This window comes from Chloracidobacterium thermophilum B (assembly GCF_000226295.1).
In the GTDB taxonomy this organism is placed as follows: Bacteria; Acidobacteriota; Blastocatellia; order Chloracidobacteriales; family Chloracidobacteriaceae; genus Chloracidobacterium; species Chloracidobacterium thermophilum.
Genome location: NC_016025.1, coordinates 385621 through 403388 on the forward strand (window position 1 = coordinate 385621; position 17768 = coordinate 403388).

Annotated in this window: 14 protein-coding genes; 2 read left to right on the forward strand and 12 right to left on the reverse strand. The window is 60.4% G+C overall.

The window, feature by feature from the left end:
- Window positions 1-46: 46 nt before the first annotated feature.
- Window positions 47-3304, forward strand: coding sequence for an efflux RND transporter permease subunit (locus CABTHER_RS12685; RefSeq protein ID WP_014101059.1), 3258 nt, complete (start codon window positions 47-49; stop codon window positions 3302-3304).
- Window positions 3305-3472: 168 nt separating this feature from the next.
- Entirely contained in the window at window positions 3473-4087 is a 615-nt protein-coding gene (locus tag CABTHER_RS12690) for a hypothetical protein (protein ID WP_014101060.1), read from the forward strand.
- 384 nt (window positions 4088-4471) lie between these two features.
- Here CABTHER_RS12690 and CABTHER_RS12695 read toward each other — a convergent pair whose 3' ends face one another.
- The 12 genes from CABTHER_RS12695 to CABTHER_RS12750 all read right to left on the reverse strand — a co-directional run bounded on the left by CABTHER_RS12695 (window position 4472) and on the right by CABTHER_RS12750 (window position 17674).
- Complete coding sequence (locus CABTHER_RS12695) at window positions 4472-5734, reverse strand: RNA-guided endonuclease InsQ/TnpB family protein (RefSeq protein WP_014101061.1); 1263 nt, start codon at window positions 5732-5734, stop codon at window positions 4472-4474.
- Window positions 5735-5807: 73 nt separating this feature from the next.
- On the reverse strand, window positions 5808-6356 hold the full coding sequence (locus CABTHER_RS12700; RefSeq protein ID WP_148264108.1) for a DNA adenine methylase: 549 nt from the start codon (window positions 6354-6356) through the stop codon (window positions 5808-5810).
- A complete protein-coding gene (locus CABTHER_RS12705; protein WP_014101063.1) occupies window positions 6353-8005 on the reverse strand; it encodes a glycine betaine ABC transporter substrate-binding protein in 1653 nt (550 codons plus the stop codon). Before CABTHER_RS12705 ends, CABTHER_RS12700 begins: the two co-directional genes overlap by 4 nt.
- Before the next feature lie 26 nt (window positions 8006-8031).
- Window positions 8032-8793 (reverse strand): ATP-binding cassette domain-containing protein, encoded by a 762-nt coding sequence (locus CABTHER_RS12710; protein WP_041569978.1) that lies wholly within the window; start codon window positions 8791-8793, stop codon window positions 8032-8034.
- Between the two features lie 58 nt (window positions 8794-8851).
- Window positions 8852-10033 carry a tryptophan synthase subunit beta gene (trpB, locus tag CABTHER_RS12715; RefSeq protein WP_014101065.1) on the reverse strand — a complete coding sequence of 394 codons (1182 nt, stop codon included), beginning with the start codon at window positions 10031-10033 and terminating at the stop codon, window positions 8852-8854.
- Between the two features lie 203 nt (window positions 10034-10236).
- Window positions 10237-11280 (reverse strand): 2-oxoacid:ferredoxin oxidoreductase subunit beta, encoded by a 1044-nt coding sequence (locus CABTHER_RS12720; RefSeq protein ID WP_014101066.1) that lies wholly within the window; start codon window positions 11278-11280, stop codon window positions 10237-10239.
- A gap of 62 nt (window positions 11281-11342) precedes the next feature.
- Window positions 11343-13196 carry a 2-oxoacid:acceptor oxidoreductase subunit alpha gene (locus tag CABTHER_RS12725; protein WP_014101067.1) on the reverse strand — a complete coding sequence of 618 codons (1854 nt, stop codon included), beginning with the start codon at window positions 13194-13196 and terminating at the stop codon, window positions 11343-11345.
- A 93-nt stretch (window positions 13197-13289) separates the two neighbouring features.
- Entirely contained in the window at window positions 13290-13757 is a 468-nt protein-coding gene (locus CABTHER_RS16160) for a CBS domain-containing protein (RefSeq protein WP_187288473.1), read from the reverse strand.
- 255 nt (window positions 13758-14012) lie between these two features.
- Complete coding sequence (locus CABTHER_RS12735; RefSeq protein WP_014101069.1) at window positions 14013-14552, reverse strand: hypothetical protein; 540 nt, start codon at window positions 14550-14552, stop codon at window positions 14013-14015.
- Between the two features lie 136 nt (window positions 14553-14688).
- Window positions 14689-15834: a hypothetical protein gene (locus CABTHER_RS12740; protein WP_014101070.1), complete on the reverse strand. Its 1146-nt coding sequence runs from the start codon at window positions 15832-15834 to the stop codon at window positions 14689-14691.
- A gap of 101 nt (window positions 15835-15935) precedes the next feature.
- Entirely contained in the window at window positions 15936-16385 is a 450-nt protein-coding gene (locus tag CABTHER_RS12745) for a hotdog fold thioesterase (protein ID WP_014101071.1), read from the reverse strand.
- Between the two features lie 119 nt (window positions 16386-16504).
- The gene (locus CABTHER_RS12750; protein ID WP_014101072.1) at window positions 16505-17674 is read right to left on the reverse strand and encodes a hydroxymethylglutaryl-CoA reductase; all 1170 of its coding nucleotides are present in this window, start codon (window positions 17672-17674) and stop codon (window positions 16505-16507) included.
- Between the last annotated feature and the right edge of the window lie 94 nt (window positions 17675-17768).

Sequence of the window (17768 nt, forward strand, 5' to 3'; positions counted from 1 at the left end):
ACTGGCGCCCCGGCTTCCCGGAACAGGCGCTTCTGGACGAAACATCATGCAGAAACTTGCCGAAATCTGTATTCGCCGCCCGGTTTTTGCGGCCATGCTCATCCTGTCGCTGGTCGTTGTCGGGCTGGCCGGCTACTTCCGGCTCGGTGTGGACCGCTTTCCTTCGGTTGACCTGCCGACCGTCACTATCCGCACGGCGCTGCCTGGCGCTTCGCCGGAAGAAGTCGAAACCGAGATTTCACAGAGGATTGAAGAGGCCGTCAACACGGTGGACGGTATTGACCAGCTCCGGTCGGTTTCCGGCCCCGGTATCTCACTGGTGCTGGTGACGTTCAAGCTCAACCGGGACATCGAAACCGCGACGCAGGATGTGCGGGACCGGATCAATGCCGTTCTGCGCGACCTGCCCGTGGATGCCCTGCCGCCCGTGGTGCAGAAGTTCGACAACGACAGCACACCGGTGCTCTCCATTGCCCTGTCGGCTGACCGTCCGCTTCGGGAACTGACCGAACTGGCGGACAAAATCGTGAAAATCCGCCTCGAACGCGCCGGGGGCGTCGGGGAGGTCCGCATCATTGGTGGTCTCAACCGCGCCATCAACGTCTGGGTTGAACCGGAACGTCTCGCCGCCTACCGGATTCCCATCACCCAGGTGCGCCAGGCCATCCAGCGCCAGAACGCGGACATTCCCGGCGGCAATGTGGATGCCGGCAAACGCGAAATGACGCTCCGCACGCTGGGGCGCTACACCGACCCGCGCGACTTCGAGAACCTGACCGTGGCCCTGCTCAACGGCCGGCCCATCTACGTTCACGACATCGGCTACGTCGAAGACGGAACGAAGGAACCGCGGTCACTGGCGCGGCTGAATGGCACGCCGACCGTCACGCTCGACATCCGGCGACAGTCCGGCGCCAACACGGTCGAGGTCATCAACAACGTCAAGCAGGAACTGGAGCGTGTGGCGGGGCAGCTTCCGGGGGATGTCCGGCTGGAAATCATCCGCGATCAGTCACGGTATATCGAAGCGGCGCTGCACGAGATTCAGACCCACCTGGTGCTGGGCAGTCTGCTGGCCTGTCTGGCCGTGCTGCTCTTTATGCGTTCGTGGCGCTCGACCATCATCGCCGGCGTCGCCATTCCGGCTTCGGTGATTTCAACCTACGGCATGATGTGGGCGCTGGGCTTTACCCTCAACGGCGTCACAATGCTGGCGCTGGTGCTCATGGTCGGGGTCGTCATTGACGATGCCATCGTGGTACTGGAAAACATCTTTCGCTTCATCGAGGAAAAGGGACTGCCGCCAATGGCTGCGGCCCGGGAAGCGACGGCCGAGATTGGACTGGCCGTGCTGGCCACCACGCTTTCACTGGTCGTCATCTTCCTGCCGGTGTCGTTTATGTCCTCGATTTCGGGCCGCTTCCTGTATCAGTTCGGCCTGACGGCGGCCGTTGCCATTCTCGTTTCGCTGCTGGTGTCCTTCACCCTGACGCCGATGATGAGTTCACGGCTGCTCCGGGCGGCGGACGCGGCGGCCCAGCACGGCTCGGCGCACCGGCCGGCGGCCTCCCGACGCGGTTTCTACGGCCTTATCGAGCGCGCCTACCTGGCGCTGCTGCGGCTCTCCCTGCGGCATCGCATGGCAGTTTCCCTGCTGGCCCTGCTCGTCATGGCTTCCGGGGTGCCGCTGTACCAGGCTGTCCGGCAGGAATACACGCCGTCGAATGTGGATGAGTCGGAGTTTGAAATGAACGTGAACGGCCCGGAAGGCACGAGTCTGGCGGCCATGGATGAGACCATGCGCGCCATCGAACAGGACGTGCGGACGACGCCGGGCGTGGCACTGGTGCTGGCCACGGCTGGCGGCTCGTTTCTGGGCGGGGTGAACCAAGGCAACCTGTACGTCCGCATGGTGCCACATGACGTGCGGACCTTTTCCCTGACGCGCCTGTGGCGGGAAACCTGGCGGGGACGCCCGCTCGATGCCTTCAAAGGCAACTTCACGCAGCGCGAGCTGATGCAGACCCTGCGCGCCAAAATGCGCAAGTACGCCCCCTTTCGCGTCAGCCTGCGCAATGCCACCTCATTCAATATCGGCGGCGGAAACTTTGAGATTGATTTCGTCCTGCGTGGCCCCGATCTGGTGGCGCTGGCGCGCTATGGCGAACAGCTCCGGGAAAAAGCCATACAGTTGGGAGGCATCGTGGATACCGACACGACGCTGAAGCTGGACAAGCCGGAACTGCGCGTGGTGATTGACCGCCAGCGGGCGGCTGACCTGGGCGTGGAGACAGCCGACATTGCCACGAGTCTGCGGCTCATGGTCGGGGGCGATGACCGGGTTTCCCGCTACCGGGATGTGGCGCTCAACGAGGATTACGACGTGCAAATCCGGCTGGTCAACGGCCAGCGCAACGACCGGGAAGCCATCCTGCGCCTGTACGTGCCCTCATCGCGGGGCGGACTTGTTCCCCTGAGCAACCTGGTCACGATTACGGAGGAAACCAGCCCGTCACGCATTGACCGTCTGGACCGGCAGCGGCAGGTATCGCTGCGGGGCGGCGTCGGCCCGGGCTATGCCCTTGCCGACCGGCTGGAGGCACTCAAGAAAGCCGTTGCAGAGATGAACTTGCCCACAGCTTACACCTATGCGGTTTCAGGGCGTGGGCGCGAACTCGAACGCACCTTCACCGAGTTCATCTTTGCCTTTCTGCTCTCGGTGGTGTTTATGTACATGATTCTGGCTTCCCAGTTTGAGAGCCTCATCCATCCGGTCACGATTCTGTTGAGTCTGCCGCTGTCGGCGCCCTTTGCCCTGCTCTCCCTGTGGCTGACCAACGACACGCTCAACCTGTATTCGGCGCTGGGGATTCTGGTGTTGTTTGGCGTCGTCAAGAAAAACTCCATCCTGCAGATTGACCAGATGAATGTGCTTCGGGCGCAGGGGTTGGAACGTCAGACGGCGATTGTGCAGGCGAATCAGAACCGGCTGCGTCCCATCCTGATGACGACCCTGGCGTTGGTGGCCGGGATGCTTCCGCTGGCCATCGGCACGGGGCCGGGGGCGGAAGAACGGCGCTCGATTGCCTTGGTGGTCATTGGCGGACAGAGTCTCTCCCTGCTGCTGACGCTGCTGGTCACGCCGGTGGCCTATTCCATCTTTGACGACCTCGCCGCCACCCGTTTCTGGCACGGCCTTGCCGGCCGGTGGAAAGCCCTGGGGCGGGTCTGGCGCGACCGGTCGCCCGCCAGAGACAAGGCCGACCCCACGGAACAACCGGCCAAAACCACCGGTGAAACCTGAGCCGGTTTTCTGTCGTTTGCGACAACCCCCTGGACGCTTCAGCCCGAAAGGCAACGTGGGATGTTTTTTGCCCACGCCCTTTCAATTTTGGGCTTGACCCCGAACGGTCGGCATCTTATCCAGACGATCAACCACACTCATATTCACAATTCCCGGAGAGCATACCCTGTGCCTGTCAAATCACTGCTTGGTCTGTTGTTGTTTTTCAGTCTGAGCATCACCACCCCGGCTTGGGCGCAAACGACACGGAACCCGGAACACGCGGCGGCTTCTGACCAAAACATTGAATACCGCCTCCTGGCCACGTCAAAAACCTCGACGATGGAACGGGAGATGAATGAAGCGGCCCGGGAGGGTTTTCGTTTCGAGGGCGTCATGGGCGGGGAGACTGCCTTTGGCGGCAACGAATGCGTCGTCATCATGTCGCGTACGGCCCCGCTGGGAACCGAATTCGAGTACAAACTGCTGGCCACCAACCGGACTTCAACCATGCAGAAGGAACTCCAGCAGGCCGGACGACGCGGATTTTACGTTCGTGGCAAAACCATCTTTGAGACGGCGTTCGGCGGCCGGGAAGTGGTGGTCATTCTGGAGCGTTCCTCCACCGCCGACGCGCCGCTGGAATACAAACTGCTGGCGACCAGCCGAACCTCGACCATGCAGAAGGAACTCGCGGAAGCCGGGCGTGAAGGATTCCGGTTTGCGGCAATGGCCGTGGCCGAGACAGCCTTCGGCGGGCGTGAAGTCGTCGTTATTCTCTACCGCCAAGGGTCTCGGCGGTGACGTGCCCCCCCATCTTTCCCTGACCTGTACTTGTCCTGCGAACCATTCTTCAAGGATTGGGGTTGCTGATAAGGGCACTGTGTGGTCGTCCTGCGCTCACATGCTGCTGGAGCGTGAGACGGCGCTGCGGTAACGGATGCAACGAGCAAGATCAGCGTGATGACAAGCGTTGCTGTGTGTCCGGGAAAATTCGCGCAATAAGATGACCCGTGCAACCGGCAAACCGGTTTGATAAAGCAAGGACACGCCGCTATCGCCACAACGCAGGCTGGATGTACTTATTGCACTGCACGCGCATGTCGTCATTCGTAGAGAGTAGATAATTGGAGATAAACAGCTCGGCTCCCTTCTCGGCTTTTCCCTGCTTTTGACATACTCCCCTGCCTAAAGGCAGGGGATTCTTGTTCCTGGTTCTGCGAGCGCACTTACTTCATCAGGTTGCCCCTCTAAAGCAGCGGTGCATCTCTCCCCAAGCGTTCCCTCTGTCGAGGCAGTTCCCTTTTGCCCAAAGGTACTGTTTTGCCACTCCATTCCCAAGATGCTTAGTCCCTTCTTGAGGATGTTCAAAGCCGCATTCTGGTCTCTGTCTGATTCAAATCCACATTGAGGACAACTATGGGTTCTGGTGGATAGGGTTTTTACTACCATAATGCCACAGTTACTACAGTCCTGTGTGGTGTACTGCGGCGGTACGCTGACGACTGCCTTGTCCCACACCTTGCCGTAGTAGTCCAGCCACGCAGTGAATTGAGACCAGCCAGCATCATGAATGGATTTGGCAAGATGATGATTTTTGACCAGGTTCTTCACCTGCAAGTCTTCATACGCCACGACATCGTGAGATGCCACCACGCACCGTGCCTGCTTAATTGCCCAGTCTTTACGCTGGCGTTGGACTTTCAGATGCACTTTGCCTAGTCGCTTTCTTTGCTTGTGGTAGTTCTTAGATTGGGATTTTGCCCTCTTCTTGAACTTCCGACTTAATCTGCGCTGGTGTTGCTTTAACCTCCTTTCACTACGCCTCAAAAACTTAGGATACTGTACAGGGTTGCCGTTCTGGTCGGTGTAGAAAGCCTTCAAGCCCAAGTCAATGCCAATCACATTGCCTGTGTATGCTCCCCGCTCTTTGCGCTCCACATCCAAGCAGAACTGGGCATAGTATCCATCTGCCCTGCGTATCACCCGCACCCGATTGATTTTGGATTCAAGAATCAACCGTCTTGCTTCACCATTGCAGTACAGAGCAAACGAGCCAGCATTGAAGCCATCAGTGAAGGTGATAGACATTCCATCTCCTGACAGCTTCCAGCCAGATACCTTGTATTCCACAGAACGGCAATGCTTCTTGAACTTGGGATACCCTTTCTTGACCGCCTTGTTTCTGCAGTTGGTATGGAACCGGGAAATGGAAGCCCAAGCTCGCTCTGCACTTGCCTGCCTTGCCGCTGAGTTTAACTTCCTGGCAAAGTCAAACTCTTTGGCCAGGTCTTTGCAGTGGGCATAGAGAACAGCTTTGTTTACACTCTTGTTGTCCATCCAGTACCGCACACATTTGTTTCTGACAAACTGTGCGGTACGGATGGCTTCATCCAGAGCCTGATACTGCTCTGCTGTCCCGTTGAGTAGCTTGGCTTCCATGACTCTCATACTGCTATTTTATCACAGGTTTGGCTTGATAAAACAGCGTGCGCCTTATATCCCTGCCCTAAAGTGCAGAGCTTTACGGCGTTTTTTCGGTAAATACCGTGCTGTCGCCGTCTTTCAACAACTCCTTATAGTCCATATTCGTAATCCTGATGCCTTCCAGGATTTTTCCGAGCCAAGCAACCCTTTCTATTGAAGACTTGGTAAATCTTCCAACGAATGCTCCTTCCGAATAACCTCCCGCTTCTGCCACCCCGGAAAACGTAATCCGGTTAAGAACAAAAAACCTTACTACCCGCTCAAAGTCATTTATTTTCGACGTGTCCATACTAAGCAAATCATGAAACAATTCTCTACCGTCTGCTCTCTCCAGCTTTAACCTCATAATCTCATCCGCCAATTTCACAGAGTCTTCCTGAGCGCACTTCCAGAAACAGAATAGTTCAGTATTGAGATCATTGATCCACATGCTGACTTCGGGATGTTTTTGTCTCAAATAAACAAAGAAAGATCCTCCGCCAACAAATGGTTCGCGATATTCATCAAATGTCTCTGGAACAAGAGTGAGCAGGCGCTGTACCGCGCGTGACTTTCCGCCGGGATAGCGTAACGGACTTTTGATCATTGCTCTGACCGGTTGCAAGTTATGTTTAGCTGAGTTCCTTTATTGTTTGGGACTGGTGATCTCAGCATCCCCAAAAGCGGGCAGCCGCCGGTTGAAGCAGACGCATTCTTCCGATAAGCTGCCCAGAAATCAGCCGCAACTTCACGTGGCGTGCGTTTTTCACCATCCACGGCGTAGTTCATCCGCTGCATCGTTGTCGTCGAAATGGCCCCCGCCAACGACGACACCACTTCGGCAAGCGCTGGCACTTCGGACCATGCCGCCTGACGTACGACATAGACGGCCTGGTAGGGCGGAAAATAGTGCCGGTCATCTTCCAGTGCGACCAGATCAAGCGCCGCGATGAGGCCATCCGTTGCATTGCCGGCAATGATGTCCAGCTCGCCGGCCGCCAGCGCCCGGTAGGTCAGCGCGAGGTCCATTTCCCGCGGCGACTGAAAATCAAAGCCATACGTTGCACAAAACCCCGCGTACCCATCAGCGCGCGACATAAAATCCTGCCCAAAGCCGGCCCGCCACCGCAGCGGCGCCCGCGCCGCATCAGAAATGGTCCGCAGACCGTACTCCACGGCCGTCTGGCGACGGACGAGAATGGCAAAGTCATTGCGAAAGCCCAGTGGCGGCCCGACCACCAACCCAAAACGCGCGGCATACGTCTGCCGGACTTCCGTATAGACGCGCTGTGGATCGGTCAGCGGACGTTGCCCCAGAATGGCCGTCCAGGCCGTGCCGGTGTATTCGGGATAGACATCCACCGCCCCTGCCAGCAGGGACGTATGCGCCAGGTTGCCACCCAGCTCATACCGGCGCTCCACAGCCACCCCCCGCGCCTCCAGCGCCTGCGCCAGCACTTCCGCCAGAATGACCGACTCGGTGAAGTCCTTTGAGCCGACGACCACCGGCCGTCCCACCGGCGTCACCGGCCCGGCGCCTACCCGGTAACTCCACAGCACCGGTAGCAACAGCACGACCAGTCCAGCCGCCGCCGCCAGACGGCGGACCCGTACCAGACGTGGAGCCGCCCGCGGTGCATGGCGCTCGAAAGCCGCAAAGATGACATCCACCAGCAGCGCCAGCAGCGCCGCCAGGGCCCCGCCGACCACCAGCAGGCGGTTGTCGTTTTGCCGCAGCCCGCGAAAAATGAGCGTCCCCAACCCACCAGCTCCAATGGCCGCCGCAATCGTGGCCGTGCCGACCGACAGCACGACGGACACCCGTACCCCGGCCAGAATGACGTTCGTCGCCAGCGGCAACTCCACGTAGCGCAGCCGCTGCCACGGCGTCAGCCCAAGGGCTGCAGCCGCCTCCCGTACGCTTGGTTCAATTCCCAGAATCCCCGTGGCCGTGTTGCGTACGATGGGCAGCAGCGCGTACAGCGTCAGGGCCACAATCGCCGTGCGCGCACCGATACCGCCCAGCCACGGCAACGGCAGCAGCAGCCCAAACAGGGCCAGGCTCGGCACCGTCTGCACGGCATTGACCACGGCAAACACCACCCCCCGCACACGCGGCAGATAGGCCGCCGCAATCCCCAGCGGCAGCCCGACGGCCAGCGCCAGCACCGTCGCCACCAGAACGAGCAGCACGTGCTCCCGCCAGGCGGCCAACCAGATGGCCCGCTCTTCCAGAATGAACTGTAGCCACGTCATGCGTGTGATGGACAACCCACCCGGCTTCAGAAGCGCGCCGCCTGTACGTATTCGCGCACCGCCGGGCAGTCCAGCTTCAGAAAGGTCTCTGGCGGCGCATCCGCCACCAGCCGCCCGCCGACCAGCAGCCCGATGCGCGTCCCCACCCGCAGCGCCTCCCGTAGATCGTGGGTGACGAACAACGCCGTTTTTCCCAGCCGGGCGACCAGTTCCGCAAACTCCTGTTGCAGCCGGGAACGCACAACCGGATCGAGCGCCCCAAACGGCTCATCCAGCAGCAGAAGGTCAGGATCGAGCGCCAGCGCCCGCGCCAGCCCCACCCGCTGCCGCTCGCCGCCCGACAGTTCGGACGGAAACCGGCCGGCATACGTCCCGGCCGGCAAACCGACGCTGTCCAGCAGTTCCACCACCCGCGCCCGTCGCCGCTCCGGCGTCCAACCGGACAACTCCAGCAGCAGCCCGACATTGCGCTCCACCGTCAGGTGCGGAAACAGCCCCGCATCCTGCATGACATACCCCATCCGACGGCGCAGTTGGATGACCTCCCACGCCGTTACCGCCTGCCCGGCCACCCGCACCTCGCCGGAGGTTGGCTCAAGCAGGCGGTTGACGAGCTTGAGCAGCGAGGTCTTTCCGCTCCCCGAAGCGCCGAGCAGCATGAACACCTCCCCCGACGCCACCGCCAGATCAATGCCGTCAAGCACCGGCACCCCGGCCCGTACCAGACCGACCCCACGCAACTCGACGACAGGAGCGGCCACCGGCTTCGGAACAGATACGTTGCTCATCGCCTCTCCCATGTCCCTTCCGGGAGCGTTGAGATTGGCCCGTACACCCCCGCGCCCGTCAGGCGCTTCCCCCGGCGGCATACTGCATCACGGTTTGCAGGTCCTTGTCGCCGCGCCCGCAGAGGTTGAGCAGGATGGTTGTCCCCGGCGGATAGTGACGCGCCTGACGCCGTACCCAGGCAACGGCATGGGCCGGCTCCAGCGCCGGAATGATCCCTTCACACCGTGACAGATGGTGAAAGGCGGCGATGGCTTCGTCGTCGGTGGCCACGTCGTACTGCACCCGCCCGATACTTTTCAGATAGGCATGCTCGGGCCCGACGGAAGGATAGTCCAGCCCGGCCGAGATACTGTGGGTTTCATAAATCTGGCCGTCTCCGTCCTGAAGCACGTAACTGCGCATGCCGTGCAGCGTGCCGGGTGTCCCCCGGGCCAGAACGGCCCCGTGGGCATCCGTATCCAGCCCCCGCCCCCCCGGCTCGACCCCCACGAGTTGCACCTCCGCATCCTCCAGAAAGGCCGTGAACATCCCGATGGCATTCGAGCCGCCACCGACACAGGCCACGACGACATCCGGCAGACGGCCGGTTTGTTCCAGCATCTGCGCCCGGGCCTCATCGCCAATGACCCGCTGGAAGTACTTGACCATGGTTGGAAAGGGATGCGGCCCGGCGGCCGTTCCCAGCACGTAATGCGTGGTGCGGACGTTGGTCATCCAGTCCCGCAGGGCATCGTTGATGGCGTCCTTGAGCGTACGCCCGCCGGTACGGACGGCATGAACCGTCGCCCCCAGCACCTGCATGCGAAAGACGTTCGGCTGCTGCCGGGCCATATCCACTTCGCCCATATAGACTTCGGTACGCAGCCCCAGCAGCGCCCCGGCCATGGCCGTGGCCACACCATGCTGCCCGGCGCCGGTCTCGGCAATCAGGCGCGTTTTGCCCATCTGCTTCGCCAGCAGTGCCTGGCCAAGGGCGTTGTTGGTCTTGTGCGCACCGCCGTGCAGCAGGTCTTCGCGTTTGAAGTACAGCCCGATACCCAGTTCACGGGAAAGATTCCGGGCGTAAAACAGCGGTGTCGGGCGCCCCAGAAAACCGGTTGCAAGGTCCCGGAACGTCTCTTGAAAAACATTATCAGACTGCGCGGCCAGAAAAGCGGCTTCCAGTTCTTCCAGCGCCGGCATAAGGGTTTCCGGCGCATAGACGCCACCAAACGGTCCAAAATAGCCGAAAGATTGCATGACAGGTTCGGGACTGCCCTGAGAACACCCGACATATCAATCCCGCAACACGGCTCTGGCGGTCAGGGCAGGCTGTGTTTCAAAGTTTTCACATCGTTCACGCAGCCGGCCGGCAAAGCAATGCCTTTTTCCGCTCCGGCCGGAAATGAAAAAACCGGACAGACTTCAGACGAAGCCTGCCCGGTTGGGATAAAACGGCCGGATTATTCGACCACCCAGGTGTCGCCGCTGTGAAGCAGCCGCTCCAGATTGCCTTTCCCCCGCGCCATGGCCATCTCGATTTGTTGCTGAGTCAGTTCCTCGAACGTGGGTCTGGATACGCTTCGGAACACACCCATCGGCACGGGAAATTCCGGGTAATTCATCTGAGTGAGCAGGTAGGCCAGCGTCGGGTCTTCCGCGTTTTCGTCATGGACGAGCAAATCGTCCACCGTCACGCCATGTTCCCCAATGGTGACGACTTCGGGCCGGATGCCGTTGAGCCGGATGCCCTTGTTGCGGTCCTTGCCAAAAATCATCGGCTTGCCATGCTCCAGGTAGAGCATGTTGTCCGCCCGCACTTCCTTGTCGCTGATGGGCTTGTAGGCCCCATCGTTGAAGATGTTGCAGTTCTGGTAAATCTCCACAAAGGACACGCCCCTGTGCCGCGCTGCCCGCTCAATGGTGGCCGCCAGGTGCTTGGTATCCACGTCTATCGAACGGGCGACAAATGTAGCCTCGGAAGCAATGGCAACACAGAGCGGATTGATGGGCCGCTCGATATTTCCCATGGGACTGGACTTGGTTTTTTTACCAAACTCTGACGTAGGCGAGTACTGACCTTTCGTCAATCCATAAATGCGGTTGTTGAACAACAGAATGTTGACATCCAGGTTGCGCCGCATGACATGGATGAAGTGGTTGCCGCCGATGGAGAGACCGTCGCCATCCCCCGTGATGACCCACACCGAAAGGTCCGGGTTCGCCAGCTTGATACCAGTGGCCACCGTGGGCGCGCGCCCATGAATGGTGTGGAAACCGTAGGTGTTCATGTAGTACGGAAACCGGCTCGAACAGCCGATACCTGAGACAAACACCAGGTTTTCGCGGGGAATGTTGAGCTTGGGAAGAACCGACTGCACCTGAAAGAGAATCGAGTAGTCGCCACAGCCCGGACACCAGCGGACTTCCTGATCGGAGATAAAGTCCGTACGTTGCAAGTTGAGTGGCGTCTCCGATGCGCCAGCGATCTTGAGCGGTTCGGTCATAGTGGTCTGCCCCTGCACAGGCGATGCCGGAGGATGCACCGCCGGTAAAGTCACGACTCACGTCACAGCAAGGCTTTGCAGCGCGTGATGAGTTCCGAGATTTTGAACGGTTTGCCGGCTACCTTGTTGATGCTCACGCTGTCCACCAGAAAGGTGCCCCGGATGAGCAGGTTGAGCTGTCCCAGGTTGAGTTCGGCAACGGCCACCCGTTTGAAACGCTTGAGCACGTCACCCAGATTGCGCGGGAAGGGATTGAGATAGCGCAGGTGGGCGTTGGACACGCGGTAGCCCTGACGGCGCAACTCCTCAGTGGCAGTGGCAATCGCCCCGTAGGTGCCGCCCCACCCCAGCACCAGCAAGTCCCCTTCCGGGTCGCCTTCCACAGCCAGGTCGGGAATGAAGTTGGCAATCCGGGCAATTTTTTCCGCCCGCAGCCGCACCATGAAGTCATGGTTGGCCGGGTCGTAGCTGACATTGCCCGTGCGATGCTGCTTCTCCAGACCGCCGATGCGATGTTCCAGTCCCGGCGTCCCTGGCACCGCCCAGGGCCGCGCCAACGTTTGCTCATCCCGGTCGTAAGGCAGGAAACCCGTCGGGTCCTGACGCAGCACGGCCCGAATGGCAGGCAGTTCGGAAAGGTCTGGAATCCGCCACGGCTCGGCACCGTTGGCAATGTAGCCGTCCGAAAGATAAAAGACCGGCGTCATGAAGGTGACGGCCAGGCGGACAGCCTCAACTGCCATGGTGAAACAATCACTCGGTGAAGCCGGCGCCACAGCCGCGACGGGACACTCTCCGTGCCGCCCGTACAGCGCCTGAAGCAGGTCTGCCTGTTCGGTTTTGGTCGGCAGACCCGTCGAAGGGCCACCGCGCTGGACGTTGATGATCACGACCGGCAGCTCCGTCATCACCGCCAGACCGATGGCTTCACTTTTGAGACACACTCCGGGCCCGCTGGTTCCGGTCAGCCCAATGTGCCCGGCAAAGGCCGCGCCAATGGCCGCCCCCATGGCCGCGATTTCGTCTTCGGCCTGAAAGGACTTGACGCCGAAATTCTTGAGCCGGGACAGCTCGTGCAGGATGTCCGAAGCCGGTGTAATCGGATAGCTGCCGTAAAACAGCGGTCGTCCGGCCAGCTCAGAAGCCGTGACAAACCCCAGCGCCGTTGCCTCGTTGCCGGTAATTTTGCGGTACTTCCCTGGCGGCAGATTAGCTTTCCGCACCCGGTAGTGCGTCGTGAAAATCTCGGTGGTGTCAGCGTAGTCAAAGCCAGCCTTCAGGGCCCGCCGGTTGGCTTCCGCAATTTCCGGCTTTGCCCCAAACTTCTCCTCAATCCACCGGTAGGTTGGCTCCAGCGGACGGTCAAACAGGGCAAACACAATGCCCAGCGCAAAGAAGTTCTTGCACCGCTCCTTGTTGCGCTTGGTCATCTCCATCTCGGCCAGCGCGTTGTAGGTCAGGTCGGTAATGGGAATCGAAATCAGCCGGTAGCCCTTCAGAGAGCCATCCGTCAGCGGGTTCGAGGTGTAGCCGGCCTTGTCAAGGTTGGACTTGATGAACTCGTTTTCGTTGACGATGAGAATTCCACCTTCGTGCAAATCCGGCAGGTTGACCTTCAGCGCCGCCGGATTCATGGCCACCAGCACGTCCGGCTCATCCCCCGGCGTACGGATGTCCATGCTCGAAAAGTTGACCTGAAAACCGGAAACCCCTGGGAGACTGCCCTGTGGCGCGCGAATTTCGGCCGGAAAATCCGGCAGCGTGCTGATGTCATTGCCGAGCAACGCTGCCGTGTTGGTGAACTGGGTTCCTGTCAACTGCATCCCATCCCCCGAATCGCCGGCAAAGCGAACGGTGACGGAAGTCACTTCCTGAACTTTTTCTTCAGTATTGCCGAGAATGGCCGTGGATGACATCGGAATCTACTCCGCCTTGAGCGTAAATCTTGAGCGTAAATGATGAGACCAGGACGGGCCGCTGGCGCTGCCCCGGCACAAGCGGCCACAGCCCTAACCGCCTTCAACGGTCAGGCTCTTCTGGTCGAGTTTGGGTGGAAGGTTGACCACATCGCGGGGAAAGTGCTCGACGATAAAGCTGATGATGTGGCGGGTCGAGATCACTCCCAGAATCCTACCTTCAGCGTCGAGCACCGGCAGATGCCGGTAGTTCCCGGCGTCCATCAGACGCATCGCTTCGACGATGGTGGCATCTTCCCGGATGGTCGTCGGATTGGGCGTCATGAAGTCTTTGACTGGTGCTGTGTACTCAACGCCCAGTCCTATCACCTTGAGCAGGTAATCACGTTCGGTCACGATGCCAAGCAGGGAGCCGTTTTCACAGACGAAAGCATAACCCGCCCGTTCGGCCATCATGGCCGTGATGGTTTCCGCCAACGACGTATCCGGGGCGACAATGACCGGGCGCGAAGGCTCCAGATGCCGCACTTTCCAGTCCTGAATGATGTGTTCGAGAGACATACTGACAACCTGCGGCGCCATGCACGGCCTGCGCCGTGCTCCAAAAGTGGGATGTCACAAGCCGTGGGCAACAACCGCCTTCTGGCCACTGTTGCCTTGGATGCTATGTGAGAAACCTTACTTTTGGCAATGCCACCGTTGAAAAAACCGGCCCGAACGGCCGGCTCAGAATGCGGCTTCCACCCGGCACAGCCGCAACGTCCTCGTCACGCGGGGTCCAGCCTGGCGCCTGGACTGGTGACAACGTGGAATTTCTCAGGCCTGGGCCGGCAGACGCGGCTCAGCCGCCAGAGCAGACTCTGTAGCCAACCCGGTCACATCCCCCAGCAACGTCGCGTTGAGGTGCGCCGCCAACGAGTCGGCCTCATCTGCATCGAGACCCTTCAGAAGCGGGATGTCCACCTCCCCCTGGCGGATGCCCACCACCCCCCACGCGCCAAAGAACCGTGCTGTGGACAGGTCATAGTCGGTGCCGAACACCGTCAGCCGGTCTCCCGACCGCTCCAGCACAAGTTCAGGCAACCCGGCAATGGCACCCATCGCCTGCCGGAAAAACAGCCACGTGGTGTACAACCCGGCACTGCCGGCGATGAGACACAGCACACCCAGCAGGGAAACCTGTTGCGCCAGCCCTGCAGCCGCGGCCATGGTCGTCACAAATGACACGACCGCAAAACCAACTGCCAGCAGCGACTTCAGTACGTCGGACAGCTCGCCATTGCGGGTCAGCCACAGCTTCCGGTCCGTAAAGACAATGCTCCGCCCGTTTGACAGCAGGTATGATTCACGTTTCATACTGATCCTCCGCTTCCCTTCCCGACCTTTGCCCTTCGGGTCACAGGTGAGTTGTGCCGCCCACCCCGCACAAAGTCAACGACTTTTGACGACAGCCTGCCGTCTGCGCCACACCGGTTCAGCGCCTGACCCGGCGCTAGCGCAGGGTCAGTGCCAGGTATTCAATATACGCCCGCGGCCCCGGCGTCACCCCGCGCGGACGGCGCAGGTTCTGAAGACAACCATCAAAGGCGCGCACGACAACGGCGGCTTCCATTTCACGCTCGACGTTCTCCCGGTGAATCTGCCGGCACAGCGCCAGTCCCTCGTCAATTGCCTGCAGGATGAAAGCCACGGAAGCGGAAGGATGCTCCAGCGGCGGGTCTTCTCCGGCTGCGGCAGCCGTTTGGGCCATCAGCAGCGCCTGTTCAACATCGGCATCAGTGATGAAGGGATTGGGCACGGCCGCATCGGCAATGTGCCGCTCGATGGAAAACACCGTTCCACGGACAAGGTCCTGGGTCAGCGCCAGCCCGACGGCATCCTCGATGCCTTCAAGCGGAATGGCGCGCACCGGCGTGTCCCACCCTTCGGGCCGCCAGGTCAGACGCTCTGACTCCAACATGGCCGTCCGGTAGCGGACGTGCTGCGGCAGCGCGTAGCGCGGATGGCGCGCGCCAAGCTGCTTGCGCTGGGCGCGGTCCGAAATGTAGTAGGCATCCACTCCACCCAGGGCATTTTTTTTGATCTGCTCAGCATAGACACCGGGCAGGGGATCATCGGACACCGGACAGAAAAAGACGCCCGGCGGCAGTGACACTTCCGGGAGTTCACCCAGCCGCGCCAGAAAGTCGGCAAAGTTGTCCGGGGGTGCTTTGCCAATGTAGTCATTGATGCGCTGCCCGTAAGCAATCACCCGCGCCGCCTGAAGCCGGTCGGCCGGCAACCAGGGGAAGGGGGCTTCGCGCATGCGCCGGTCGAGTTCTTCCACCGGCAGACGCTCAAAAAACACCTTGATGATGCCGTCCCGGAGTTCGTCAATGCACAGCAGGGCAACGTCCTGAAGCCCGGACGCTGCCGGTTGTTCGTCAGCACAGGACTCCCCGGCCTGGTTGCCGTCATCCCCGGTGTGATTGGCTTCAACCGGCGTGGCATGGAGCAAAAAACGCAGCCCCAGATAACGTCCCCAGGCCATACGGGGGCCCACCGGGGAAGTGCCTGTGCCACCAGTCGTCACCTGGCGTCCACCACTGCTTTGGCGCTGCTGCGCCCGCAGTTTTTGAGCTTTGGTTTTCTTGGGCATACAGTCAGACCCCAACCGAAGCCCGGCCGGGACATGGCACTCCACCCCTGCCACCCGGCAAGGTGTGTACCGTGTCACCAACGGGATTCGGGACAGTAATTTCAGACCACGGGCGGCGGGGACGGACGGTTGAGCACGGCGACAGTCAGGCGACTGACACACACCAGCCGCCCTTCCTCATCCCGGATTCGGATGTCCCAGACATGGGTACTCGACCCAATGTGCAGGGCCGTTACCGTCCCATAGACAAAGCCTTCCCGCACGGCACGGAGGTGATTGGCATTGATTTCCAGCCCAACCACCATCCGCTCCGGGGACACCAGATGCGAGGCGACACTGCCCATCGTCTCGGCCAGCGCCACAGAGGCACCCCCGTGCAGCAGGCCGTAGGGCTGCTTCGTCCGCTCATCCACGGGCATGCGCGCCCGCAGGTAGGTTGGTGTGGCTTCCACAAATTCAATTCCCAAGTGCGCTGCCAATCCAAACCGCGCCGAACTCAGCGCAGCAGGTGAGGCGTCCGGCGGGAACACGGCCAGTTGTGATTCACTCATAGGCGGTGACTGTCGTTTCAGGGAAAATGGCAGGTCACAGAGCCGGCGCCCACCCGTGCCAGACAGATTCAGCCGCTACAGCGCGTGGCGACCGGCCCGGACCTGCACCTTAGCAAGGTTCAGCGGTTGCGCCCATACTGTTCATGACTCGATACCCAGTCGTGCGAACTGATGGCCGAGGCTAGCGAAAGCTCACCGGCCAGGACGACCGCCGCCACAATTTCGGCGAGTTTGTTGACCTTACCCGGCCCATCACAGCCCAGCAACTTCAGGCACTCCCGCTGGGTTGGCAGCCCCGTTCCCCCGCCGTAAGTGGCGACAATGAGCGACGGAATCGTGATGGAGAGATAAAGAGCATCATCCGGCGTACGCTCGCAGTAGAGAATGCCCGCCGAGGACTCGGCCACATTGGCAACATCCTGCCCGGTGGCGATGAACATCGCCGTCACGCCGTTGGCCGAATGCGCGCCGTTGTTGTTGACGCCCGACAGGAATCCGCCGATGGACTGAACCTGAAAATGGTAGTGGAGAGCTTCGGGAGAAGTGCGCATCACCTGCCGGAGCAGATCGCCGGGGATGGTCGCTTCCGCCGTGACGCGCTTGCCGCGCGTCATGATGCTGTTGATCTGCGAAGCTTTCTTGTCCGTAGCAAAGTTGGATTCCAGAAACCACCGCACGACTTTGCTGTTGTTCTGCACAATCCACTGACAGGCAACGTACGTTGCCCGCCCGACCATGTTCTGCCCGGCGGCATCCCCGGTCGAGTAGTTGAAGCGCGTGTAGAGAAACTTGTTCGCCTGGTAAAACTCGATATTGAGCAGCTTCCCGACGCGGGTCGTGGATTCGGCGGCCGCCTTGACCTGACTGAAATGTTCCCGCAGCCAGTCGGCAAAATCACGGGCATCGCGGGCATTCTGGAAAATGAAGACCGGTGCGCGCTGCATCTGGTCGGCTGTCACCGTACAGAGGACGCCCCCCGCCATGGTCAGGGCCTTCATGCCCCGGTTGTAGCTTGCCACGAGCGTCCCTTCGGACGTAGCCAGTGGGATCAAAAACTCCCCCTGGGCATGCTCCCCGTGGATGAGAATCGGCCCGGCCAGACCAATCGGCACCTGCGCCACACCGATGAAACTTTCGATGTTGCCACGGCAAACATGCGGGTCGAACGAATAGCGGTTGACATGCTGGAACGGCTCACCCAGGTACTGCTCGGCCAGTTCCTGCCGTTGCCGAATGATTTCATCGGCATAGTCATCTTCTTTACTGTACGGAACGCGCACAGAAGCCATAGTCTGGATTCTCCTTCGGAAAGAATTTCGATGTGTGGGAGCGCATACGTGATTAGCGCGCGTTATACCTTACCGCCTCGGTGCGTCAACCCTG

What these genes read in the sequence shown, in the direction of transcription:
- CABTHER_RS12750 (WP_014101072.1), bottom strand. Translation starts at nt 17,674, where the DNA reads ATGGCTTCTGTGCGCGTTCCGTACAGTAAAGAAGATGACTATGCCGAT.
- CABTHER_RS12710 (WP_041569978.1), bottom strand. Translation starts at nt 8,793, where the DNA reads ATGAGCAACGTATCTGTTCCGAAGCCGGTGGCCGCTCCTGTCGTCGAG.
- CABTHER_RS12720 (WP_014101066.1), bottom strand. Translation starts at nt 11,280, where the DNA reads ATGACCGAACCGCTCAAGATCGCTGGCGCATCGGAGACGCCACTCAAC.
- CABTHER_RS12725 (WP_014101067.1), bottom strand. Translation starts at nt 13,196, where the DNA reads ATGTCATCCACGGCCATTCTCGGCAATACTGAAGAAAAAGTTCAGGAA.
- CABTHER_RS12735 (WP_014101069.1), bottom strand. Translation starts at nt 14,552, where the DNA reads ATGAAACGTGAATCATACCTGCTGTCAAACGGGCGGAGCATTGTCTTT.
- CABTHER_RS12745 (WP_014101071.1), bottom strand. Translation starts at nt 16,385, where the DNA reads ATGAGTGAATCACAACTGGCCGTGTTCCCGCCGGACGCCTCACCTGCT.
- trpB (WP_014101065.1), bottom strand. Translation starts at nt 10,033, where the DNA reads ATGCAATCTTTCGGCTATTTTGGACCGTTTGGTGGCGTCTATGCGCCG.
- CABTHER_RS12685 (WP_014101059.1), top strand. Translation starts at nt 47, where the DNA reads ATGCAGAAACTTGCCGAAATCTGTATTCGCCGCCCGGTTTTTGCGGCC.
- CABTHER_RS12740 (WP_014101070.1), bottom strand. Translation starts at nt 15,834, where the DNA reads ATGCCCAAGAAAACCAAAGCTCAAAAACTGCGGGCGCAGCAGCGCCAA.
- CABTHER_RS16160 (WP_187288473.1), bottom strand. Translation starts at nt 13,757, where the DNA reads ATGTCTCTCGAACACATCATTCAGGACTGGAAAGTGCGGCATCTGGAG.
- CABTHER_RS12700 (WP_148264108.1), bottom strand. Translation starts at nt 6,356, where the DNA reads ATGATCAAAAGTCCGTTACGCTATCCCGGCGGAAAGTCACGCGCGGTA.
- CABTHER_RS12705 (WP_014101063.1), bottom strand. Translation starts at nt 8,005, where the DNA reads ATGACGTGGCTACAGTTCATTCTGGAAGAGCGGGCCATCTGGTTGGCC.
- CABTHER_RS12695 (WP_014101061.1), bottom strand. Translation starts at nt 5,734, where the DNA reads ATGAGAGTCATGGAAGCCAAGCTACTCAACGGGACAGCAGAGCAGTAT.